Annotated in this window: 22 protein-coding genes; 15 read left to right on the forward strand and 7 right to left on the reverse strand. The window is 56.4% G+C overall.

The window, feature by feature from the left end; translation table 11 throughout:
* Nucleotides 1-54: 54 nt before the first annotated feature.
* Nucleotides 55-528, forward strand: a complete 474-nt coding sequence (locus HMPREF9697_RS11110) for a hypothetical protein (RefSeq protein ID WP_002717311.1) — start codon at nt 55-57, stop codon at nt 526-528.
* Between the two features lie 48 nt (nt 529-576).
* Here HMPREF9697_RS11110 and HMPREF9697_RS11115 read toward each other — a convergent pair whose 3' ends face one another.
* Both HMPREF9697_RS11115 and HMPREF9697_RS11120 read right to left on the reverse strand, forming a co-directional pair.
* Nucleotides 577-2,946, reverse strand: coding sequence for a phosphoketolase family protein (locus tag HMPREF9697_RS11115; protein WP_002717312.1), 2,370 nt, complete (start codon nt 2,944-2,946; stop codon nt 577-579).
* Between the two features lie 131 nt (nt 2,947-3,077).
* Complete coding sequence (locus HMPREF9697_RS11120) at nt 3,078-3,758, reverse strand: helix-turn-helix domain-containing protein (protein ID WP_002717313.1); 681 nt, start codon at nt 3,756-3,758, stop codon at nt 3,078-3,080.
* Nucleotides 3,759-3,914: 156 nt separating this feature from the next.
* On the opposite strand from HMPREF9697_RS11120, the gene HMPREF9697_RS11125 reads away from it, so the two are divergent.
* Nucleotides 3,915-5,174 (forward strand): acetate/propionate family kinase, encoded by a 1,260-nt coding sequence (locus HMPREF9697_RS11125; protein ID WP_244597948.1) that lies wholly within the window; start codon nt 3,915-3,917, stop codon nt 5,172-5,174.
* Between the two features lie 137 nt (nt 5,175-5,311).
* On the forward strand, nt 5,312-5,575 hold the full coding sequence (locus tag HMPREF9697_RS11130; protein ID WP_002717315.1) for a hypothetical protein: 264 nt from the start codon (nt 5,312-5,314) through the stop codon (nt 5,573-5,575).
* A gap of 116 nt (nt 5,576-5,691) precedes the next feature.
* Here the strand turns inward: HMPREF9697_RS11130 and HMPREF9697_RS20395 are convergent, their stop codons facing one another.
* Nucleotides 5,692-6,420: a CBS domain-containing protein gene (locus HMPREF9697_RS20395; RefSeq protein WP_002717316.1), complete on the reverse strand. Its 729-nt coding sequence runs from the start codon at nt 6,418-6,420 to the stop codon at nt 5,692-5,694.
* Nucleotides 6,421-6,501: 81 nt separating this feature from the next.
* The gene (locus HMPREF9697_RS11145; protein ID WP_002717317.1) at nt 6,502-7,485 is read right to left on the reverse strand and encodes a zinc-dependent alcohol dehydrogenase family protein; all 984 of its coding nucleotides are present in this window, start codon (nt 7,483-7,485) and stop codon (nt 6,502-6,504) included.
* A gap of 127 nt (nt 7,486-7,612) precedes the next feature.
* On the opposite strand from HMPREF9697_RS11145, the gene HMPREF9697_RS11150 reads away from it, so the two are divergent.
* Entirely contained in the window at nt 7,613-8,086 is a 474-nt protein-coding gene (locus tag HMPREF9697_RS11150) for an Hsp20/alpha crystallin family protein (RefSeq protein ID WP_002717318.1), read from the forward strand.
* A 67-nt stretch (nt 8,087-8,153) separates the two neighbouring features.
* On the opposite strand, the gene HMPREF9697_RS11155 is transcribed toward HMPREF9697_RS11150, so the two are convergent.
* Nucleotides 8,154-8,549, reverse strand: a complete 396-nt coding sequence (locus HMPREF9697_RS11155; RefSeq protein ID WP_002717319.1) for a hypothetical protein — start codon at nt 8,547-8,549, stop codon at nt 8,154-8,156.
* Nucleotides 8,550-8,716: 167 nt separating this feature from the next.
* Here HMPREF9697_RS11155 and HMPREF9697_RS11160 point away from each other — a divergent pair, with 167 nt between their 5' ends.
* Genes HMPREF9697_RS11160 through HMPREF9697_RS11170 form a run of 3 tightly spaced genes read left to right on the forward strand, consistent with a single transcriptional unit; the run spans nt 8,717 to nt 11,753 of the window.
* Nucleotides 8,717-9,850 (forward strand): ABC transporter permease, encoded by a 1,134-nt coding sequence (locus HMPREF9697_RS11160; protein WP_002717320.1) that lies wholly within the window; start codon nt 8,717-8,719, stop codon nt 9,848-9,850.
* Between the two features lie 2 nt (nt 9,851-9,852).
* Complete coding sequence (locus tag HMPREF9697_RS11165) at nt 9,853-10,632, forward strand: ABC transporter ATP-binding protein (RefSeq protein ID WP_002717321.1); 780 nt, start codon at nt 9,853-9,855, stop codon at nt 10,630-10,632.
* Between the two features lie 8 nt (nt 10,633-10,640).
* Nucleotides 10,641-11,753 carry an ABC-type transport auxiliary lipoprotein family protein gene (locus tag HMPREF9697_RS11170; protein WP_002717322.1) on the forward strand — a complete coding sequence of 371 codons (1,113 nt, stop codon included), beginning with the start codon at nt 10,641-10,643 and terminating at the stop codon, nt 11,751-11,753.
* A gap of 48 nt (nt 11,754-11,801) precedes the next feature.
* Here the strand turns inward: HMPREF9697_RS11170 and HMPREF9697_RS11175 are convergent, their stop codons facing one another.
* Nucleotides 11,802-12,131 carry a c-type cytochrome gene (locus tag HMPREF9697_RS11175; RefSeq protein WP_002717323.1) on the reverse strand — a complete coding sequence of 110 codons (330 nt, stop codon included), beginning with the start codon at nt 12,129-12,131 and terminating at the stop codon, nt 11,802-11,804.
* A gap of 186 nt (nt 12,132-12,317) precedes the next feature.
* Here HMPREF9697_RS11175 and HMPREF9697_RS21715 point away from each other — a divergent pair, with 186 nt between their 5' ends.
* The 8 genes from HMPREF9697_RS21715 (at nt 12,318) to HMPREF9697_RS11215 (ending at nt 21,934) form a co-directional block, all read left to right on the forward strand.
* A complete protein-coding gene (locus HMPREF9697_RS21715) occupies nt 12,318-12,560 on the forward strand; it encodes a lipoyl domain-containing protein (RefSeq protein WP_002717324.1) in 243 nt (80 codons plus the stop codon).
* Between the two features lie 51 nt (nt 12,561-12,611).
* Complete coding sequence (locus HMPREF9697_RS11185; RefSeq protein ID WP_002717325.1) at nt 12,612-13,073, forward strand: baeRF12 domain-containing protein; 462 nt, start codon at nt 12,612-12,614, stop codon at nt 13,071-13,073.
* 259 nt (nt 13,074-13,332) lie between these two features.
* Nucleotides 13,333-14,442: an HlyD family secretion protein gene (locus HMPREF9697_RS11190; protein ID WP_002717326.1), complete on the forward strand. Its 1,110-nt coding sequence runs from the start codon at nt 13,333-13,335 to the stop codon at nt 14,440-14,442.
* Nucleotides 14,439-17,201: a ribosome-associated ATPase/putative transporter RbbA gene (rbbA, locus tag HMPREF9697_RS11195; RefSeq protein WP_002717327.1), complete on the forward strand. Its 2,763-nt coding sequence runs from the start codon at nt 14,439-14,441 to the stop codon at nt 17,199-17,201. Before HMPREF9697_RS11190 ends, rbbA begins: the two co-directional genes overlap by 4 nt.
* 7 nt (nt 17,202-17,208) lie before the next feature.
* Nucleotides 17,209-18,336, forward strand: coding sequence for an ABC transporter permease (locus HMPREF9697_RS11200; RefSeq protein WP_002717328.1), 1,128 nt, complete (start codon nt 17,209-17,211; stop codon nt 18,334-18,336).
* 90 nt (nt 18,337-18,426) lie between these two features.
* Nucleotides 18,427-20,763, forward strand: a complete 2,337-nt coding sequence (locus tag HMPREF9697_RS11205) for an HAD-IC family P-type ATPase (RefSeq protein WP_002717329.1) — start codon at nt 18,427-18,429, stop codon at nt 20,761-20,763.
* Nucleotides 20,764-20,933: 170 nt separating this feature from the next.
* Entirely contained in the window at nt 20,934-21,584 is a 651-nt protein-coding gene (locus tag HMPREF9697_RS11210) for a BON domain-containing protein (protein WP_002717330.1), read from the forward strand.
* 116 nt (nt 21,585-21,700) lie between these two features.
* Nucleotides 21,701-21,934, forward strand: coding sequence for a hypothetical protein (locus tag HMPREF9697_RS11215; RefSeq protein WP_002717331.1), 234 nt, complete (start codon nt 21,701-21,703; stop codon nt 21,932-21,934).
* A gap of 80 nt (nt 21,935-22,014) precedes the next feature.
* Here HMPREF9697_RS11215 and HMPREF9697_RS11220 read toward each other — a convergent pair whose 3' ends face one another.
* Entirely contained in the window at nt 22,015-23,373 is a 1,359-nt protein-coding gene (locus tag HMPREF9697_RS11220; RefSeq protein WP_002717332.1) for a cyclic nucleotide-gated ion channel, read from the reverse strand.
* Nucleotides 23,374-23,407: the final 34 nt, after the last annotated feature.

The raw sequence follows: 23,407 nt of genomic DNA on the forward strand, positions 1-23,407 counted from the left end.
TCAAACTCGGGTTTCATCGACCGGCTAAAATATCGTCGGATAAAGGAGGCTAATATGCACGTTCCACGGGCAATCTCCGTTTTTACAGTGATCCTTCTTGCATCTGCATTTGTATTCGGAGCGCCAAAAGAAAGTGCCGCCGATTCACTTTCGCGAGAGACATATTTTCCGCATCTCGGCGATCTCATGAACACCATGCAAGTGCGGCACTTGAAGCTATGGTTCGCCGGCAGATCGAATAACTGGCCCTTGGCTGCCTACGAAGTCGATCTGATGATGGAAAATTTCCGAGATATCGCCATTCTCTATCCGAACGTACCCGTCGCCGACGTGGAAATGCTGATCGGCCCAACTAAGGATATCGGCGAAGCCATCAAGGCCAAGAACGCCGGAAAGTTCAGTCAAGCCTATATGGAGCTTACGGCGGCCTGTAATTCCTGCCATCAAGCGATCGGTCGGGAGTATATAGTCATCCAGGTCCCTACCGCTTCGCCATTCAGCAATCAGGTTTTCCCGCTCAAGAAGTGAGAAATTCCTGCTTCGCAAGAGCCCGCACTCGGTCGAGGCTTTGACGAGTTACTTGGTACCTTTCCATCGCCAGTTCCTCACCTCCGGCAAGTCCAAGCCGTTAGCCCGAATGTAGCGTTCATGCTCGACCAGCTTGTCGCGAATAGCCTGCTTGACATAAACAGCGGTCGCGCCGAGTTGTGGCACCCGATCGACAACATCGGCTACAAGGTGGAAACGATCAAGTTTGTTACGAACGGCCATGTCGAACGATGTCGTTGTTGAGCCCTCCTCCTCATAGCCTCGTACATGGATGTTGGCGTGATTGGCACGCTTGTAGGTGAGCCGGTGGATCAACGTCGGATAGCCATGATAAGCAAAGATCACAGGCTTGTTCGTGGTAAACAACGCATCGAAATCGTTGTTGGTTAGCCCATGCGGGTGCTGCTCTTTTGATTGCAACGTCATCAGATCGACGACATTCACCACCCGGATTCTCAGTTCCGGAGTTTGTTGCCTGAGCAGGTCAACAGCAGCAAGAGTCTCCAGTGTCGGGACGTCGCCCGCGCAAGCCATCACGACGTCCGGCTCGCTGCCCCTGTCATTACTGGCCCACTCCCAAATTCCGATGCCCTGCGTGCAATGCTTGATCGCGGCGTCCATTGACAGCCATTGCGGACTTGGCGCCTTGCCTACAACGATGACGTTGACGCGGTCCCAACTCCGCAGACAGTGATCGGCCACGTATAACAGGCTGTTCGCGTCGAACGGCAGATAGACGCGAACAATATCCGCCTTCTTGTTGACGACATGATCGATGAAGCCGGGATCCTGATGACTGAAACCATTGTGATCCTGCTGCCAGACATGCGAGGTAAGCAGATAGTTCAGCGAGGCGATCGGTTGCCGCCACGGCACTTCCCGCGAAGTCTTGAGCCACTTGGCGTGCTGATTGAACATTGAATCCACGATGTGGATGAACGCTTCATAGCAGGAAAACAAACCGTGGCGCCCCGTCAGAAGATAGCCCTCAAGCCATCCCTGACAGGTATGCTCGCTCAAGATTTCCATCACACGGCCATCGGGACTGAGATAATCATCATCCGGAATTCTTTCGGCATCCCATGACCGGTCGGTGACTTCGAACAAAGCCTGCAATCGGTTTGAGGCGGTCTCGTCCGGGCCGAAGACGCGGAAATTACGATTGGCTTTGTTCGCCGACATAGTGTCGCGCAGAAACCCCCCCAGCACGCGCGTGGCCTCAGCATCGACCTTTCCCGGCGTCTCGACATCAACTGCGAATGTCGTGAAATCGGGCAGACAAAGAGGCCGCCTCTCGGCCCCTCCATTGGCATGAGGGTTGGCACTCATCCGCCTGGCGCCCTTCGGCGCGAGGGTTGCGATCTCTGAGCGGAGCTTGCCCTGATCGTCGAACAGCCGTTCAGGAATATAGTTTCGAAGCCAGTGCTCCAGCAGTTGCAGATGACCCGGCTTCTTCATGTCGCTGAACGGGACCTGATGTGATCGCCACGATCCCTCGGCCTTCTGGCCATCCACAATCTTCGGTCCGGACCATCCCTTCGGGCTTCTGAGAACGATCATGGGCCAGCGAGGACGCTCCGGCGTGATCTCGCCTCGAGCCCGCTTTTGAATTTTGGCAATATCCAAGAAGGCCGTCGCGAGCGCGGCTGCCATCTTCCGATGCATCTCGAAATGATCCTCGCCCTCGACAAAAATCGGAGCGTAACCGTAGCCTTCGAACAGCGATCGGATTTCCTCGGATGAGATTCGCGCAAGGACGGTCGGATTGGCGATCTTGTAGCCGTTGAGATGAAGGATGGGCAGAACAGCTCCGTCCGAAGCCGGATTGAGAAATTTATTGCTGTGCCAGCTCGTTGCCAGCGGCCCGGTTTCCGCTTCGCCGTCACCCACAACACAGGCAACGATCAAATCCGGATTATCGAGGACCGCCCCGAAGGCGTGGGATAGCGAATAGCCGAGTTCGCCGCCTTCATGGATCGAACCAGGCGTTTCAGGCGCGGTATGACTTGGAATGCCACCAGGAAACGAAAACTGCCGAAACAGGCGCTTGATGCCCTCAAGGTCCTGGGTGACAGCAGGATAAAGTTCGCTATAGGTACCCTCGAGATAAGCGTTCGCAATAATCCCTGGCGCACCATGCCCCGGCCCGGTCACGAACAGGACATTCAGGTCTCGCGCCTTGATGAGACGATTGAGGTGCACGTAGATGAAATTTAGCCCGGGCACCGTTCCCCAGTGGCCCAGAAGCCGTGGCTTGACGTGCTCGATGGCAAGCGGAATTTTCAGCAGCGGGTTGTCGAGCAGGTAGACCTGCCCGACGGAAAGATAATTCGCTGCCCGCCACCAGGCATCAATGAGACCAAGCTCGTGATCCGTCAGGAGCCTATCCGCTACCATGTGACCTCCGGCGTGCATACAGGAGGAATATCTTTGATCGCCGGGCTGCATAACAAGGCTGCCAGCTCGGCAAAAGTTAGCACGCGATAGGGTTCCATCGCGGATTTGTGTTTAATCCAGCTGGCGCCGCGTCATTCCAGCATGCTTGCCAAACGGTGACGGTCACGAAGCGTGATGTGTCGGGCACCTGAAAATGCCAGAACGCCTTCATCGTTGAGTTGGGATAAGGCGCGAGAGACTGTCTCAAGGGTCAGTCCCAGATAGTCGCCGATATCGCGACGACACATCGGCAACCCCATCATGCTGGCTGAGGAAAGCCGTTTGTCCATCTCGACCAGGAATGTTGCGACTCGTTCCATTGCTGTTTTCCGCCCGAGCAGCAGCATATGGTCTTCTGCATGCTTGAGGTCCGCAACCGTGATCGTCCACAGATGGTGCGCGACCTTGGCATCCGCTTCGGCCAACGTATCAAGGCTGCGTCGCTTGACCAAGCGGACCGTCGTATCGATGATGGCTTCGGCGCTGAGCCGGTGCGTCGAACCTGATTCAAGACCGAAAACATCACCTGGCAAATGAAATGCGCCAATATGCCGTCGGCCGTCGCTCATCAATTTGTACGTTCGAACCGCCCCGCGGACGACCTGATAGACAAATTCGGCAACCTCTTCCTCGCCATAAATTTCCTCGTCCTTTCCGTAGTTGAACTCCGTCGAAACCAACCCACAGTGATTGGCAATGATACTGAAACGGTCGGAAGACGGCGGGATCGTCGGCAGTTGCTTCAAGCGCAGGGCACTGGACTGGATCTGCATGGGCGGCCTCCTCGGAACGCGCGGGCCCCTCTTTTAGGTCTCCTTGTCGCCCGCTTAAATTCAGGTGGATATCCTAAGGGCTTTACCGGATGCGATAGGTCTACTGGATTAAAAGCCTAGAATAGGCTTCTCTTCCCGACACTAAAGAGTGGCCCATTGGAATCACTACCCTATCCTCAAGATGCAGGTACTCGATCGGAGGTGCGCGAGGTGGGAAAGGCAATTCTGACGATCAACGCAGGCTCATCCAGCCTGAAATTTTCAATATATCGTATCGATGATTGCAGCGCGTTGAGCCTAAATTTCGAAGGCATTGTAAGCTCGATCGACAAAATCCCTGTCCTGCAGATTAAGGACGCCACGGGAAAACAGGTCGACGGTCAGACATGGGATCGGGAGTGTCCCGAGTTCTCCGAGATTCTCTCGAGCGTCCTCGGGCGCTCTGAAACTCTTCTCGGCCCGGACGCGCTGTTTGCTGTGGGGCATCGCGTCGTCCACGGTGGGCCGAACCATACCGGCCCCGAACTCATAACGCCGGAACTTCTGGACACTCTCACCCGCCTCACCCCGCTCGCCCCTCTCCACGAACCGCATAACCTCCATCCGATCCATCTGCTTGCAGCCCTGCGTCCCAACCTGCCTCAGGTGGCCTGCTTCGATACCGCTTTTCATCACAGCCTTCCGGCAGTTGCGACCCGCTTCGGTCTCCCCCGGACTTACGAAGCCGACGGACTTCGCCGTTATGGCTTTCATGGCCTGTCATATGAATACATCGCGGAAACGCTCGGCGCCGTTTCAGCAGGCCTGACGAACAGCCGTGTTATCGTTGCCCATCTGGGAAGCGGCGCGAGCCTTTGCGCACTGAAGGCCAGTCGAAGCATCGAGACGACGATGGGATTTACCGCCCTCGACGGACTCCTGATGAGCACACGCTGCGGGAGTATAGATCCGGGCGCGATTCTGTTTCTCGCTGAGACGGAAAGGATGACGACTGCCCAACTCTCGGAGTTGCTGTACACCAAATCCGGCCTGCTGGGTGTATCGGGCCTGTCGGGTGACTTGAGAGTGTTATTGGAGAGCAAGGATCCACATGCCCATGACGCGATCGAACTATTCGTTTATCGGATCGTGAAGGAAATCGGCGCGCTGACTGCTGTGCTGGGTGGACTGGATGGTCTGGTATTCACCGCCGGCATCGGTGAACACGCTTTTCAAATCAGACAAATGGTGTGTGATCAGCTCAAATGGCTCGGCCTTGAGATCGATACGCAAGACAATCAGCGGCACGCCACGACGATCAGCACGCCGGACAGCCGAGTTAAAGTTCTGGTCATTCCGACCAATGAAGAACTGGTGATCGCACAACATACCTTCCGTGCGGTTGCCGAGAAGTGCTCTGAATTGGCGAAAGAGTAACGGCAGCAGTGCTGCCCTATCCCGGCATTGTGCGCCATGCATCTTGCGGAAGATCAAAGGCACACGCCCCCGACGCACTATCCTAAAATAAGTGAGCCCGGTGAGCAGCCGCGGCGCCTTATTTCGGGAGAAGGCAAATGCACCTCGATAAAATCCTCGTCGACGAAAAACAGCCTGCCGATCTCATCCGGGGAAGAATCATCATAAAGTACCCGACCCTTGCTGACGCCGCGGTTGAATTTCAAAGGCTCTCGCCTTGCGAACAGAAGAGCGCGCTTATGAAAAGCGCCGGCTTCACCTATACGCGCGACGAAATCGAACGACTATGCTACGCAAAAGATGATTTTGTACGCAGCCCTCTGGCCAAGCACCTCCAGAAATTGGTCCACACGCAAGCCTGAGACAGCTTACAAACCGAGGCCGGCGGTTGAAACTTCTTAACCGCCGGCCTGAGTTGTGAAATCAGGCCATTGAGAGACCTGTGTGCTTGCTAAGCATCAAGTCACGTTGGTCTGGATCAGCTTCGGGTCGCAGCGCGCTCGTCTTCCGGAGACAAAAGACTCAGGCCAGACATCGGCTCGACCCAACAGAGATGATCGTGAACTTCTTTGACGCCCTCAATATTCTCCGCGGCGACAACGGAGGCCTGTCGCGATCGCTCATCAGTGATGATGCCGTCGATCTGGACAATTCCATTGCGCACGCGAATACCGAAACTGATCGGACGCCAAGCGTTTTGCTCGATCGCGCGAACAATCCGCTGCTGAAGATGGTCGTCATCCGCCGTCGGATCAGGAACCTCCCGGTCCAGACTGGCGACGGTGCGTAACAAATCTGTGCGGGTCACGATTCCCAGAAGTTGCATTCCCCTCACCACCGGGAGCCGCTTGATGTTGTGCTTCTCCATAAGGCGCACCACTTCCTCAAGGCTGGTCAGCTCAGTAACTGTCACAGGCCGTGAGTTCATCACTTCTCCAACCTTACGGCCCTGCTCGTGAACAAACTCAGTCGCCGCTCTGCCGGGGCCGACAAAAAAGGCCAACCACCGCGCACGTTTCGTTTGAGTACCAATCTCCGCGCGGCGAACGAAATCTCCCTCCGTGATAATGCCGACGAGCTTGCCAAACTTATCGACGACGGGAAGACCGCTGATACGGTTCTCCAGCATCAGAAGGGCAGCTTCTCTCAGAGAAGTATCTTCGGTAACAGTAATGGGATTCCGGGTCATGACCTGATGGACGCGCATGTTTCTCTCCTTTGGTTGAGCAAGGAGTACCTCAGCGCCACGTAGTCGTTTTGATGCGGATCAAGCAGGCGCGCTTGCCAATCAAGGTTTCAGCACCGCCGCCCCGACAAGATCGCCTCTTCGCAACATCGCGAGCACATCATTAGCCCGCTCCAGTGGAAATGCCGTGGTGCGTGTCCGGACCTCGGCTTGGGGGGCGATCTTGAGAAACTCGACGCCGTCGTGCCGCGTAAGGTTTGCGACCGAAACTACCTGCCGTTCTTCCCATAACAGGCTGTAGGGGAAAGACGGGATATCGCTCATGTGAATGCCCGCGCAGACAACCCGGCCGCCTTTCCGCACCGCGCGCAGCGCTGTGGGGATAAGCGACCCGACAGGCGCGTACAGGATCGCTGCATCGAGGGATTCCGGCGGCAGCATCTCGGACGATCCGGTCCAAACCGCGCCCAGTTCTTTTGCAAAAACTTGCGCCGCCGTATCGCCGCTGCGGGTGAACGCATACACCGAGCGGCCCTGCCACTTCGCCACCTGAGCGACGATATGACCAGCCGCGCCGAACCCGTATATGCCAAGGTGCTTTGCATCCCCAGTCATGACCAGAGAACGCCAGCCGATCAGACCCGCGCAAAGCAATGGCGCAAGCGCCTCATCGCTACCTACTTCACCCAATGGAAACGCAAAATCCGCATCGACAATGGTGTGGGTCGCAAATCCACCGTCACGCGTATAGCCCGTGAACAAAGGGCTATCACAGAGATTTTCCATTTTGCTCCGGCAATAGAAACATTCTCCGCAGGTGTGACCAAGCCAGGGGATACCGACCCGTTCGCCGACGCGACGATTCGAAACACCAGACCCAATGGCATCCACGCGCCCGACGATCTCATGCCCCGGAACGATCGGATATTTGATGTGCGGCAGCTCGCCGTCCAGAACGTGAAGATCGGTACGGCAGACACCGCAAGCGCCGATCTTCACGCGGACTTGACCTTGCTGCGGCACGGGATCCGGAAGATCGGTCATCACAAGTTCCGTTCCCGGTCCGTTGAGAACCATCGCGCGCATTTGCGAACCTCTTGGCTGACTCAGTTCCTAAGGCCGGCAACTGGACGATCTTTGACCTTCCTCAACACCGGGCCAAATCGATCGGAAAAGATGACACTAGAGCATGTGCTCTGAAACGGAGGCTATTATGACAGCGAAATCGGTAATCCCCGTAACCCAGGACCGCGCCGTTGCTCGCCGGGAGCAGAATCCATTTTCTATGCTGCAGCATGAAATCGATCGCCTGTTCGACGGCTTCACGCGCAGCTTCGCGCCGTTCTCGCAGAATCCGGTCGTTCCCAACATGGATGTCGCCGAGACCGACAAGGAGATCGAGATCACGGCCGAACTCCCTGGCCTCGAGGAAAAGGACGTTCAGATTAACGTGACCGACAATCTGCTCACCATCCGCGGCGAGAAAAAGAATCAACGCGAGGAGAAAGAGAAAGATTATCATCTGGTGGAACGAAGCTACGGTTCGTTCCTTCGCACGGTCGAATTGCCGTCCGGCGTCAATCTCGACACTATCAAGGCAACGATCTCCAAAGGCATCCTGAAAGTGACAGTACCAAAACCCGCGCCCTCGCAGGTGAAAAAGATCGAGGTCAAGACCGCGGCGTGAGTAAGCAAACAAAAAGAGCGGCAAGGCACGTGCCCTGCCGCTCTTTTTGTTTTCGAAACCGGCCGCGTTAGAGACGCTCTACCCGCACCACGCGGAAAGGATGGGGCTCGCCCTCCTCCCGGATCGAAACGTATTCCCCTTCGACGAACCGTTCATCCTCGAAATGATATCCCGCCTCATCGGGCGCCGTCTCGTAACGAAACGCCCAAGTACCGCCCGGACGGCGGACTAGATGGCCATGAACGTCGGCTTCATCCGGCCTCACGCGCGTGACGCGGCAGGCATCCTTATGGTCACGCCAAAGCTCGTGATCAATTTTACCATCAGAGGTCAGCGGCACGAGAAGCACATAACCGATTTGCTCGTCACCCGCAGGATGGTCCGGCTCGCGCGCAAGACTTAGGTGCACCCTGCGAAAAGCAGGCGGCAGACTGCTGTTCAATATCGGCTCGAGTTTCGACATGGTGCCTCCCAACTGTCGATCCCACTACGCTTGAACAGCATAGCCCCTGCGATCTCTCCGAGATTGACCTCCCTCAAGCTATGGCCACTGGAATCCTTGAGACAAATCAACACGGCTCGCAGAGCAATCCGCTTACTGGTTCCCGGAAGCAGGCTTGAGAGCAAACCATGACCGCCGCGCCGAAATTGACGACAAGCCTGACCGATAGCCGCGCACAGATGTATGTTGCGGGCTCCTGGACGGCATCTCAGGTCTCGATACTCGAACCTGCCGTCGAAGCGGCCACGCGCACCGTGTCCGAAGCACAGATTTTACAACTCGACATGTCGGCCGTCGACGAGATCGACACCATCGGTGCATGGCTTCTCGAGCGCATGGTCCGCCGCATCCGGCAGGCGGGCTCAGACATCCAGACCGTGGGCATCCGCGAACGTTTTGCGGGACTTATCGAGGAACTGCATTCTGTCAACTTGCACCCTCCGGCGCACGAGCATCAGAATGCCGTTCTGTTCAAGCTTTATCAGATCGGCCAATCGACCGTCGCCTCTCTGCAGGAACTGCTGGTCTTTCTCGAAATGCTGGGCCGCCTCGGCAGCGTTCTCGCAAGGCTCGTCTTCAAGCCGGGCCGTTTGCGGCTGACATCCACGGTCTATCAGTTGCACAAGGTCGGGTGGCAGGCCGTCCCCATCATCATGCTGATCACCTTCCTGATCGGCGCCATCATCGCCCAGCAGGGCATCTTCCATTTCCGGAAATTCGGCGCCGATGCCTACGTCGTCGACATGGTCGGTATCCTTGTTTTGCGGGAAATCGGCGTGCTAATCGTCGCCATCATGGTCGCCGGACGATCCGGCAGCGCTTACACCGCAGAACTCGGCTCCATGAAGATGCGCGAGGAGATCGATGCCCTGACCACGATGGGCCTCGATCCGCTTGAAGTGCTGGTGCTCCCGCGCGTCATCGCCCTGGTCGTCGCGCTGCCGATCCTGACATTCATCGGATCGATCGCGGCTCTCTACGGCGGCGGCCTGATCTCGTGGCTTTACGGAGGCATGAGCCCTGCGATTTTCATCGCCCGCCTTCACGAGGCGGTGTCGGTCACTCATTTTGAAGTCGGCCTGATTAAGGCACCATTCATGGCGCTCGTCATCGGCGTCGTCGCCAGCAGCGAAGGACTGCGCGTCAAGGGAAGCGCCGAGTCGCTGGGGCGGCAGACCACGACATCGGTCGTGAAATCGATCTTCCTTGTCATCGTCCTTGATGGCCTGTTCGCGGTCTTCTTTGCATCGATCGGAATGTGACCATGACTGACCAGCGTTCCGACATTGCCATTCACGTCCACGATCTCGTCGTCGCGTTCGGCAAGCATACGGTCCTCGATCATCTCTCGCTCGATGTTCGGCGCGGGGAGATTCTCGGCCTCGTAGGAGCCTCCGGCGGGGGTAAGTCAGTGTTGATGCGCTCCATCATCGGACTGATCCCGAAGCGAAGCGGCATAATCGACGTGATGGGGGCTGAAATTCACGGCGCCGACGACAGACAGACACAGGAATCGGCTGCGCGCTGGGGCATCCTTTTTCAGCAAGGCGCCCTATTCTCGTCGCTGAACGTCCGCCAGAACGTTCAGGTTCCGCTGCGCGAACACCTTTCCATGTCTCAGGAACTGATGGATGAGGTAGCCGATGCAAAGCTCGAAATGGTGGGCTTAAGCGCGGCCGACGGTGACAAATACCCGTCAGAGCTGTCGGGCGGAATGACGAAGCGCGCCGCGCTTGCGCGCGCGCTGGCCCTGGACCCCGCGATCGTGTTTCTCGATGAGCCGACCTCCGGGCTCGATCCCATCGCAGCCGGTGATTTCGACGCACTAATCCGAACCTTGCAAAAGACACTGGCCTTCACCGTGTTCATGGTGACGCATGACCTGGCCAGCCTTCACACTGTCTGCGACAGGATCGCCGCTCTGGCCGACGGCAAGATCGTCTCGATCGGCCCAATGAATACCCTTCTCGAATCAACGCATCCGTGGGTGCGCGCATATTTCCACGGCGCGCGCTCCGAAATGCTCCAACCCCACAACAGCTGAGAGTCCCGATGGAGACCCGCGCTCCCTACATTATCGTCGGCCTGTTTGTCCTCTCGATCGCGGCAGCCATTTTCGGCTTTGTCTATTGGCTGAACAATGCCGGCGGCATCGGCGCGCGCAGCGTCTATCAGGTACAGTTCGACGAGCCCGTGCCGGGATTGCTGGTCGGCGCAGGCGTCCTGTTCAACGGGATACGCGTCGGCGAAGTAACCCGCCTTGCGCTCGATCCTCAAAGGCCCCGCCGGGTGAATGCATCGATCAGCGTTCTGACGGATACGCCCGTCCGCTCCGACACCAAAGTGGGGCTGGAATTTCAGGGACTGACCGGCGTTCCTGTGGTGGCATTGGAAGGAAACAAGGACACGCTCGCCACGGCACCCGTTGGGGTTCTGGTTGCCTCCCCCGGGGCGGGCCAGAGCATGACGCAGGCAGCCCGCGAGGCACTCCGGAAAATTGATTCCGTTCTTAGCGACAATTCGCAGCCACTCCACGATACTATCGTTAACCTGAGCACGTTTGCCGAAGGGCTGGCCCGCAACACAGGGCGTCTCGATGGTATCATCGCGGGACTGGAAAGGATGACGGGGGGAGGCGCTTCGGAGACGAAGAAACACATCTACGATCTCGAAGCCGTTCAGACATACCCTGCCCGACATCCACTTGCGCTCCAGCTCGTCATTCCGGAGCCGACCGCGATTCTGGCCCTCGATACGCAACGCCTGGTCGTAACGCCGGAGAGCGAGAGTCTCGATGCCTCCATCGTGCAGGCGCAATGGGCCGACAGCATCCCCAAGCTCGTTCAGGCGAGATTGATAGAGAGCTTCGAAAATTACAGCGAGGAGAAAGCGCCAGTCCGTCCGACTGAAGGGGTGCAAACCGATGCAACGCTGCTGAGCGACATCCAGCGTTTTCAAGTTGACATCTCTGGCAACCCGACCGCCGAGGTATCCCTCGCAGTGAAGATTGTCGCCAAATCGGGGCGGATCATGGCTTCCCGCGTTTTTCGCTCCAGTCAGCCGGTGACGCATCTCGATGCGAAGACTGCGGTGTCGGCTCTCGACCGGGCCTTCCACGAGGCCTCCGAACAGATCGTGACCTGGACTGCCGGCAACCTCAAATGAGGTCGAGGAGACGAGATATCCGCAAATCCCGAGTGTGGGGTCACAAACTCAGCGGCTTTGCTCGAACGTCTTTAGGAATGCAATGAAATCCCCGACTTGGTCGGGGTCTAACCGAAATTCCGGCATGCTCGGGTGCCCGGTCGAAATGCCCTCCGCAAGCGCCTCGGCGAGTGTCTCGACAGGATATCGCGTATGCAGCGTCCGGAATGGCGGCGCTATCCTGAGCGGACTGGCCGTCACGCGATCGATTGAATGGCATTGCGCGCAATTGACCCGCGCAAACGTCCTCCCACGCTGAACCGCGGGGTCTTCCATTGCCCAGCACGAACTGACCAGCCCGCCGACGAGAAAGGCGCCAAGGGATATTTGCTTCAGCATCCGAAAAGCCTTTCGTCTCATTCCATAACGGCAAGCAAACCGCTCCGCCGTTTGACTGTCTCGCAAAACTGCCATTCAAGCGCGCGGCCTACCTTGATGGATGTCAAGGTGAGCCCGGCCTTTCCGCGTATCAAAGTTATTGTTTACGAATCCACGATCCCGTTTCCCCTTGTTGGAGGACCAATCATGACCGACCTGATCGTTCAGCCAGATCTCTGGATCACCAGAATGCTCCCTGAGGGAATCATCGAGAAGTGGCTTGTCGCCGATGGCGCGACCGTTGCTTCGGACGATCCTGTTGTCGATCTTCGGATCGAAAATCAACTTCGGAGATTGAAGTCACCTAGCCCCGGGCGGCTGACGATCTACGCACGACCAAACAGCATTGTGGAACCCGGCACAGTGATAGGCAGGGTTGATGCCCCCTGAGGTGCGGCAGGGCAGGATTTTGCCTGCTCACTCACAGGAGGACCGCTTTCCATGACCAAGCTCAAGCTGCGCCCCGCCTCGCTGGTCCTCGTGGCCGACGGCACCAAGGCGCTTTTTCTTCGCAATGCCGGGGACGATGTCTATCCCAATCTCGTCGTCGCGCGCGCGTTCAAAGACGACAATCCCCCGACCAGAGACCAGGGAACCGATCGTCCCGGCCGTGTTCACGAGAGCGCCACCACGGGACGCAGCGCGCTGGAAACCACGGACTGGCATGTCGTCGAAGAACATCGGTTCGTCGAAACAACCGCAGCCTCTCTCAGCCGCTATGTTGAAAACGAGGGCGTCCGAAGCATTGTCATCATCGCACCGCCCCGTGTGATCGGCGACCTGCGTAAGGCTCTGCCTGAAACCATCCGGAAGCACATTCTTGCCGAAATCGAGAAAGATCTCACGAAACAACCGATTTATGAAATCGAAAAGTACCTTGCGGATTATCGCTCTGAAGCTTGAGTTGAAGCTGGCCGAGATTGACGGCCAGAGGTTCTTTCGATGACCAGTTAGCGCAGCAGTTTCTGCCCGCTGCGAACCAAAGCCCGCTAGAAATGCTTCCTGGCCACGTGAAAGAATTCTGCCGACTACTCGCCTTAGTTGATTTCGTTACAAAACTCGCAGGAACCATCCGCGCGAGCAGACAACCTTTATGCAATTGAGCCAGATCAAGCACTTCAGGTGAGAAAGTGCGACTGAGGTTTCTGTGCGGAGTCCAAGCATGGTTGTGGATCAAGAGAACTCCATTTCACAAGAACCCCAGACGTACAAAACCTCATCTGAGAGCGGGATCGTCGTCTCCCCCGACAATGCACACTTGCCCGTGGTTCAACTACGAGACAATCGAACATCCAGGCTGCGCTGGCTGCCTGCAGTCCTGCTGCTGCTCGGTGCTCTATCGGCTGGTGGAGCAGGATACTACTGGTGGGAACGGTTGCACCCGTCACTCCCGATTGGGATCAGTGACGGAAACGGCCGCATCGAAGCGGACGAAATTGATATCGCCACCAAATACGCAGGCAGAATCGCCGAATTAGGAACGGACATCGGCGACCTAGTGTCTCCCGGCCAGGTCGTCGCCAGAATGGATACTCAGGATATCCAACAGTCCCTGTCAAAATCCGAAGCGACGGCGCGGCAAGCGCAGAAGGCGATCGACGAAGCACAAGCAAACCTTGTCCAGCAACAGACCCAGCAGAGGCTCGCAGAACAGGAGATCGAGCGAACGCGCACCTTGTTGAAGAGTGGCTGGGCAACAAAAGAATTGATGGACCAACGGCAACAACAGCTTGATGGCGCCAATGCCGGCCTGACTGCCGCGAAAGCCAGGGTTCTTCAAACAGAGCATGCTCTCAGCGCAGCACAGCACGACGCCGCCTTTTATAGAGTCCAGATCGCTGACAATGCCCTCGTCGCGCCCAAGAGAGGGCGAATCCAATACCGGCTTGCCAATATTGGTGAAGTTCTTCCCGCCGGAGGCAAGGTCTTCACCATGCTCGACTTCTCATATGTCTACATGGACATTTATCTGCCGACTGCGGAAGCAGGCAAGGTCAGGGTCGGCGACGATGCACGCATCGTTCTTGACGCCTACCCAGATCATCCCATTCCTGCGAAAGTCTCGTTCGTCGCGAACCTGTCTCAGTTCACACCGAAGACCGTGGAAACGAAAAGCGAGCGCGACAAGCTGATGTTTCGAATCCGGGTGCGAATCGATCAGGATCGTTTGCTCGCACATAGCGATGCCATCAGAAGCGGCCTGCCAGGCGAGACCTATGTGCGCTGGGATCATTCAGTCGGTTGGCCCGCAAAGCTTGAGAGCACCCCATGAGCGGCTGTGATAGCCCGGCCGCTGTCGTTCGAGACCTCTCTCTCAACTACGGCCCGGTGACAGCTTTGGACGACATATCGGTCGATATTCCCGTGAGCCAACTTATTGGACTGATCGGCCCCGACGGCGTCGGGAAATCGTCGCTGCTCGCGATCCTTGCTGGCGCGCGCAAAATCCAGAAGGGCTGCGCCACGGTCCTTGGCGTCGATATCTCAAACGCTTCTGCACGTGCTCAGGCCTGCCCCAAAATCGCATACATGCCGCAAGGGCTCGGCAAGAACTTGTATCCCGACCTCAGCGTTCGTGAAAATATCGAGTTCTTTTCCAGATTGTTTGGCCAGCCCCGTCGGGAACGCGAGTGGAGAATCAAAGAACTCCTGGAAAGCACCGGACTGACGCCTTTCGCGGACCGGCCCGCCAGCAAACTCTCCGGGGGAATGCGGCAGAAGCTCGGTCTGTGCTGTTCGCTTATTCACGATCCCGATCTTTTGATTCTCGACGAACCCACGACCGGCGTCGATCCGCTGTCACGCCGACAGTTCTGGGATCTTATCGGCAGACTGCGTGCACGCCGACCGGAGATGAGCGTGGTCGTTGCAACGGCCTACATGGAAGAGGCTGAACATTTCGACTGGCTGATTGCCATGAACGAAGGACGAATCCTTGCTGCAGGCACGCCGTCCGACCTGAAACAAAAGACCCACACAGGATCTATCGAAGACGCCTTCGTTACATTGCTTCCGCAGCGGGGGCTCGCTTCCACCCAAAAAAGAAATGCTCACCCACTCGCCACGCCAACGGAACCCGTTATCGTCGCAAGAAACCTGACGTGCCGCTTCGGTAGTTTCACCGCCGTCGATCGGGTCAACTTCACGATCCTGCAAGGTGAAATCTTCGGTTTTGTCGGCTCGAACGGATCCGGCAAAACAACCACCATGAAGATGCTGACGGGCCTTCTGCCCCCCACCGAAGGCGAAGCATTGATCTTCGGAAAGCGGCTGGCAGCTGACACCATCGAATCTCGCCGCCGCGTCGGTTATATGTCGCAATCTTTTTCGCTTTATAGCGAATTGACGGTTCGGCAAAATCTCACATTGCATGCCAGGCTTTTCTATCTTCCGGAAAAGTTTGCGGAAGAGCGGATCGCCGAACTGGTCGAGAAATGCGATCTCACCGGCTACCTCGACAACCTCGCCTCCGAGCTGCCGCTTGGGATCAGACAGCGGCTATCACTCGCGGTTGCCATCGTTCATAAGCCAGACCTTCTAATACTGGATGAGCCGACCTCCGGCGTGGATCCGGTGGCCCGCGATCAGTTCTGGGACTTGCTGATCCATTTATCGAAAAACGAAGGCATGACCATCCTCGTATCGACGCACTTCATGAACGAGGCCGAGCGTTGTGATCGACTGTCGCTGATGCACGAAGGGCGGGTGCTCGCCACCGACACGCCCGCTGGCTTGATCCGGGCCAAGAACGGCAACAATCTTGAGGAGGCTTTCATCAAATTCCTCGAGCAGGAGGATCCGAGCGAACAGACGAGATCCATCGATATTCCGTCGATGACATACGACCCGCCGCAAGCTACTGGCGCCACATCGGAACGAACAGGCCACCGAGACTGCCCCGCTATCTTTCTGAGCCTCCAGAGATTGATCGCCTGTACCATTCGAGAGAGCCTCGAACTCATCCGCGATCCCATCCGCCTCATGTTCGCGCTGTTTGGCACGACACTTTTGATGGTCGTTTTTGGCCTTGGAATATCGACCGATGTCAACAATCTGACATTTGCCGTTCTCGATCGAGACCAGACTCCCGAGAGTCGCGCTTATCTCGAAGAACTCAGGGGATCGAGCTACTTCGTCGAGAAGGCCCCGCTTAAGGATTACGCAGACCTCGACCGGCGCTTGAAGGATGGAAGCATCGATGTCAGCATCGAAATTCCCCCGAATTTCGGATTGAACATCAAGCGAGACCGGCCGGTCTGGGTCTCTGCATGGATCGATGGAGCCATGCCTTTTCGAGCGGAAACCATCCGCGGCTATCTCCAGGGTATGCACCAGCTCTATCTGAGCGACCCCGCTATCAAGACAATGCAGCCTCCGAGCCCCTCCCCCGCCGATATCGAAGTCAGGTTCAAGTACAATCAGGATTTTGACAGTATCTACGCGATGGTACCGTCGACGATTGCGATGCTGCTGGCGCTGTTTCCGGCCATCCTGATGGCCCTTGCCGTTGTGCGTGAGAAAGAACTTGGCTCCATCACCAATCTGTACGTCACTCCGGTGACCCGGCTGGAATTCCTCGTCGGCAAGCAGTTGCCTTATGTCGCAGTCGCGATGATCAACTTTACGGTCATGTTCATGATCGCCACATTGCTTTTCCGGGTACCCCTGAAGGGCAGTTTCCTAGCGCTGCTTGTCGGCACAATCATTTATGTCTTCACCACCACCGGCTACGGAATGTTGATCTCGACATTTTGCAGCAGCCAGATAGCGGCGCTGTTCGGAACGGCAATCCTGACCATCCTTCCAGCCCAGCAGTTCTCCGGCATGATGACACCAGTATCCTCCCTGTCGGGAACGGCACAGGTGATCGGCCTGGCTTTTCCCATGACCTATTACCGGCCGATTAGTGTCGGGACGTTCACCAAGGGATTGGGATTCTCCGATCTCACCTCCAGCATCCTGCTTTTGGTACTGTTCATTCCGGCTCTGACGATGCTCAGCCTGTGGCTGCTTCCGAAGCAAGAACGATGAAAAGCCAATGCGAAGCCTCTCCAACATATTTTGGCTTGGCACCAAGGAGTTGCGGAGCTTTTTCAGAGACTGGGTGTTACTTGCCTTTGTAGTCTATTCATTTTCACTAGCCATCATCAGTCAGGCACAAAGCAATTCTCAGGAGCTGTATCACGCATCGATCGCTGTGGTGGACGAAGACCACTCCGAACTATCGCGGCGGATTACGCATGCGTTTCTCATGCCAAACTTCGAGCCACCTGCCCTGATCGCGGAAGCCGACATCGAACCTCTAATGAATGCAAGCCGGTATACCTTCATCATTGATATTCCGCCAAACTTTCAGCGGGACGTTATTGCGGGGCATCGTCCTGCCATTCAGGTCAATGTCGATGCCACCGCCATGGTCCAAGCCGGACTCGGCTCCGGTTATACCCAGCAGATCATCAATACCGAGATTGCACAGTTTCTGTCGCGTAACGAAGGCACGCCGCTGTCGCCTGTCAATCTGGCTATCAGGATCGCCTTCAATCCCAACGTAACGACCGCTTGGTTCACCGGTGTGATGAGCATCATCGGCAGCGTCAATATCCTGGCGATCATCCTTGCCGGCGCCGCCCTCGTCAGGGAACGGGAACACGGCACCATGGACCACCTCATGGTTATGCCGATCACCCCTTTCGAAATCGCGATGTCAAAGATCTGGGCGAACGGGCTTGTGATTGCTGTCGCCGTCGCTCTCGCAATCTATCTCGTGATTCGGCTGCTTCTGCAGATTCCGATTGCCGGCTCCATTCCGTTATTTTTGTTCGGCACCATCCTATATCTGTTCTTCGCGACAGCGCTCGGCCTGTTTCTCGGCACCGTGGCTCGATCCATGCCGCAGCTTGGCTTGCTCTTTATGCTTGTGGCAACTCCGATGAATATCCTCTCAGGCAGCGCAACCCCGCTGGAGAGTATGCCGCCTTGGCTTGCGACCATTATGCAGGCATCTCCCTCGACACATTTCGTTGCTCTTGCTCAGGCGATTCTCTACCGGGGTGCAGGATTGGACATCGTCTGGCCAGAGTTCTTGGCAATCAGCAGCATCGGCGTTCTGTTTGTATGGCTGGTACTCGTGCGCTTCCGATCCGCCATCGGTTCCGCATCGTCTTAGCTCCGCCATCTGTTGTTTGACCTATGGCAAAAAGCCAATACAGGCGGCTGCTAGAAAGGGCGATGATCGATACCAGCAAATGATGGCGCTATGGCAGGCAATCTGGCGGTGATCAGCCCTCCTCAAAAGGATATTGGCCTGTCGACACAAGAGGCAAACCGCCGCCTCCAGACCTTTGGGCCCAACTCCGCGATTGATGTCGAGGAAAGCACCTGGCGCCTGTTGTGGGCCAAGTTTCTTGCGCCCATTCCCTGCCTGTTGGAAGCCGCGATCATCCTTCAGATCATTCTCGGCGAGTACATCGAAGCCTCCCTGATCGCCGTATTGCTGATCTTCAACGCAACGCTCGGCTTCTTTCAGGAGAGCCGCGCCCGAGCGACGCTGGAAGCCTTGAGAAAACGACTGGCGCTCAAAACGACGGCGCTTCGCGACGGAGCATGGACGATCCTGCCCGCAGAGAAGCTCGTACCCGGCGATATCGTTAAACTATCTCTGGGAAGCGTCGTGGCAGCCGATGTCCGCCTGAAATCCGGCTCCGTCCTGCTCGATCAGTCGATGCTCACCGGAGAATCCCTCCCCGTCGAAGCGGGGGCCGGCCATGATACTTACGCTGGCGCCCTGATCCGGCGTGGCGAAGCCGTCGCCGAGGTCACTGCGACTGGTCATGCCACAAAATTCGGGAAAACCGCCGAACTCGTGCGCACGGCTCACAATGCGAGTTCCCAGCAGCAGGCCATCTTTCGAGTCGTCCTTTATCTCGCAATAACCAATGGCATATTTGCGATTGCCCTGATCGGATATTCGATTTTCCTCAAACTCCCCGTCGAGGAGATTCTACCGCTGGGTTTAATTGCAGTGCTGGCTTCTGTGCCAGTCGCTCTGCCCGCTACCTTCACGCTTGCTGCGGCGAACAGTGCCCAGAAACTTGCGAAAACAGGCGTACTGCCGACACGGCTTTCCGCCGTCGATGAAGCAGCTACCATGAACGTGTTGTGCGTCGACAAGACCGGCACTCTGACTCAGAACGAGCTTGCGATCGCAAAGGTTGTGCCGTTCGATGGATACGATGAAAACAGCATTCTTGGATTGGCGCTGCTCGCCAGCTCCGACGGCGGATTGGACCCCATCGACGCCGCCGTGCGCGAGGCTGCCAGGCAGGCTCCCGTCGATCTGAGACTTGTGCGATTCACGCCGTTCGATCCCGGCACCAAGATCGCGCAAGCGATGGTGCTGGACTCATCCGGAATACAAAGGACAATCATCAAAGGCGCTTTTGCTTATGTAGCAAAAGACAGTGTTTGCGCGCCGCTCGCCACCCGCAAGGCCGCCGAGTTGGAAAATCAAGGCCTGAGAGTCCTTGGCGTCGCCGAAGGATCTGCCGGGAAAATGCGTCTTGTGGGGTTGCTCGCACTCAGCGATCCGCCGCGACCAGAAGCGCATGATTGCGTCAGGACCCTGCAGCGGATGGGCATCCATGTCGTGATGGTGACCGGAGACGCGCCCGAGACTGCTGCAACAGTTGCACGAGCCGTCGGCCTCGAAGGAAAAGTCTTCACGGGAAAAACGATACCGGATCGGATAGACCCAAAAGATTTCACGGTTTTTGCCGGTTGCCTCCCGGAAGACAAGTTCACTCTTGTCAAAGCATTTCAATCGGCCGGCCATATCGTAGGAATGTGCGGCGACGGCGCAAATGATGCGCCGGCGCTGCGGCAAGCGCAGTTCGGCATCGCCGTATCCACCTCAACGGACGTTGCCAAATCTGCCGCCGGGATTGTTCTAACAGAACCGGGGTTGTCCGGAATCGTCAGCGCCGTCACCGAGGGACGTATCGCGTTCCAGCGTATTCTTACCTACACATTGCGCTCGATTCTGCACAAGGTTCGGCAGGTTCCCTATCTCGGAATTGGACTGTTCATGACGGGACACGCCATTCTGACGCCGATGCTCGTAGTGATTTCGATGATCACCGGCGATTTTCTGGCGATGTCATCCACCACTGACAACGTCGTTCCTTCGCCCAGACCAAATACGTGGAAAATCGGCGATCTGACCCTGATGGGAATCATGATGGGAGCATTCGATCTGCTCTTTTGTGTCCTCGTTCTGTGGATCGGTCATGCACGGCTGCATCTGCCGATCGAGACGATGCAGACATTGACTCTTGTCAATCTGGTGGTGAGCGGCCAGGCAATTTACTATGTCGTCAGAGAGCGGCGCCACCTCTGGTCCTCGCGCCCGAGCAAAATCGTCGTCACCTGTTCAATCATCGATCTTGCGCTGGTACCATCGCTTGCTATGACCGGAACATTAATGGCACCCCTGCCTGTTCCGATCATCGCCGGATTATTCGGAGTTGCTGCCATCTTCGCCTTCGTGCTCGATGGCGTGAAAACACTCCTTCTGCATTATCTGACGATAGATTGACAAAGCATGCGATCTCGCAGGCGTGCCTGCATCTCGCATTTTGGCTAAGTCGCCTCTTTCAGTCGTTCCCGTATTGCCGAAAATACAAGTTTACTGGCCTTGAGATGGATCAAACGAGGCGTCTTGCAGCAGGCTTTAATTCACTTCGCTATCACGAAGGAGTTCCAGTCATGAGCGATATCCAACTGCGCCAAGATATTCTCGATGAACTTGACTTCGACCCGCGGGTAGACGCGAGCCATGTCGGAGTCGCCGTCAAGGATGGAGTCGTCACCCTGACGGGGTATGTCAATAGTTATGCCGAACGCATCGCTGCGGGAAATGCTGCCCAGCGCGTCAAAGGTGTTCACGGCATCGCCCAAGACATCGAGGTCCGTTACCCCGATGAGAAAAAAACTGCTGACGACCAAATCGCAAAACGCGCGCTCGACATTATCGCCTGGGATACGACGATTCCCGACGAGCACATCCAGGTCATGGTTCAAAACGGATGGGTGACCCTCAAGGGCTACGCCGACTGGGCATTTCAAAGAAATAATGCAGAGGCGGCTGTGCGTCGGCTTAGCGGTGTTCTGGGTGTCACCAATCTTATTGAAGTTCGCCCCCCCAAGGTCAGTGCTCCCGATGTCAAGCGCCGTATCGAAGAGGCGTTGAAGCGCAATGTACAGATGGAATCCAGCAACATCATTGTTGGAGTCTCCGGCAACAAGGTCACTCTCAACGGCAAAATCCACGCTTGGCATGAAAGAACCATCGCCGAACAAGCCGCTTGGGCTGCTGCCGGCGTGAGCCAGGTTGAAGATAACCTTAGAATTGCCTGATGGAGCTCGTGGCCAGTCCGGATCGCTGGGCTGGCCACTCTTGCCATTTCTGATCCGGACGCACCTAAACCCAGGGCGGAATTTCTGCATGGATTCGTCGAGAGCGGAGAAAAGACATGCCATATGTCGATCATCACATTCTGACGCCGCGGGAAGTCTATAACGCCAATCACTGGCGTCGTCGGGCAAAACTGACTTTAGACAAAGTGAAATCCGTCGACGATCCCCAGCTCAAGGCTCGTCTGGTTCGGGTGGCTACTGAATATCAGAAACTGGCAAGGTGTGCAGACGGCGTCAAAGCCGAACTCAGCGCACACGCCGGGAGTACGCATACTACCCAGAAGACCTAACCCTCAGGGTACGAGTTCTAACATCGGCGCGGCGGACGGGCCTCTACTTTAGATCAACGACGAAATGCGAAGATGGTCAATCAGCCGAGGTCGACGGCTGGCGGCTCTTTCGATGCCCCTGTTAGCGGGGCGATCTCCGCCCGCTGCGATGCAACCCGCCGGATATGCGAGGCAATATAAGGCTCACGTTCAATCAGCATCTCCAAATCAGTGGCATCCAAGACGAGGAGCTTCGCTCTTGTACACGCCCTGGCCGTTCCTGAACGCCTAGTCCGGCGCAACAATGCCTGCTCGCCAAAAAACTGGCCCACGCTCAATTGAACTTTATGATTCTCCGCAAGCTCGATTTCTATCGAGCCACTTGCGACGAAATACATGGCATGGGCTCGATCTCCACGGCGCACGATTACCTCTCCTTTCTCGTAGCGACGCGCGCGTAAAAGACCCATAACTTCTGCGATATTTTCGGCCTTGAGATGAGAAAACGCGGGAACCTGCGCGATCATACTCCAAGTTATGACGAAATCCCGACGGTGAATGACATCTGAAAAGGCGTGAGCAATAATACCTACCGGTAATGCGATCATAATTAGACCACCTATAATCGTGCCAGCGGCAACCAGTTTGCCTATTCCTGTCAAAGGCACCACGTCGCCGTAACCGATCGTGGTCAACGTCACGAGCGACCACCACATAGCATCAGGAATCGTGCCAAACTTGTCTTTTTGTATGGTGCCTTCGATCGCATGCATAAGGCTTGCGGAAATAACAGTGCAGCAGATCAGGATGATCAGGCAAGCACCGAGCGCTCGGCGCTCAGCCCACAACACTTCCATAAGCGAACTCATTCCAGAGGAATAGCGAACCAGCTTCAGAATTCGCATCATCCGGAAGACAACCAATCCTCTCAAGTCAACGCCGCCAAAGATCGCGAACCAAAGCGGCGCAACGGCCAACAAATCAATGAACCCCCAAGCGCTGATAATGTATCGAAGGCGAGCAACAAGCGCCGACTTACCCTGATAAGAAACATGTTCTGGGGCGATCCAAATACGGATCAAATATTCAAAGCTGAAAATCGAGATGCTTATGTACTCGATCCCACGAAAGATGGCAGCGTAACGAGCGCGCAGTTCAGGAACGGACTCCAGAACTGTTGCAAGGACGCTGACGCAAATGAATAATGCGATAAACCAATTCAGGATGTATCCTAGCCCATCTTCCTCCGATCTGGCTTCAAGCGCCTGATAAAGATGGCTGCGCGGCCAGCTCGACGAAGGTGGAATTTGCCTATGCCGTGAGGTCATCGACTGCACCGGATTCACCGATCTGTTTCGATTTTGCGCCTGCGGACTGAGACAGAGCCATCGCAAGATAATGACTGCGGACACGTCTGGACCGGTAACCATGCCCGCAGAGAGCTTGATCCAGATTGCCATGCACTCCTTACGGTCATTTGATCTAGATCATCGC

The sequence above is a fragment of the Afipia felis ATCC 53690 genome, assembly GCF_000314735.2.
In the GTDB taxonomy this organism is placed as follows: Bacteria; Pseudomonadota; Alphaproteobacteria; order Rhizobiales; family Xanthobacteraceae; genus Afipia; species Afipia felis.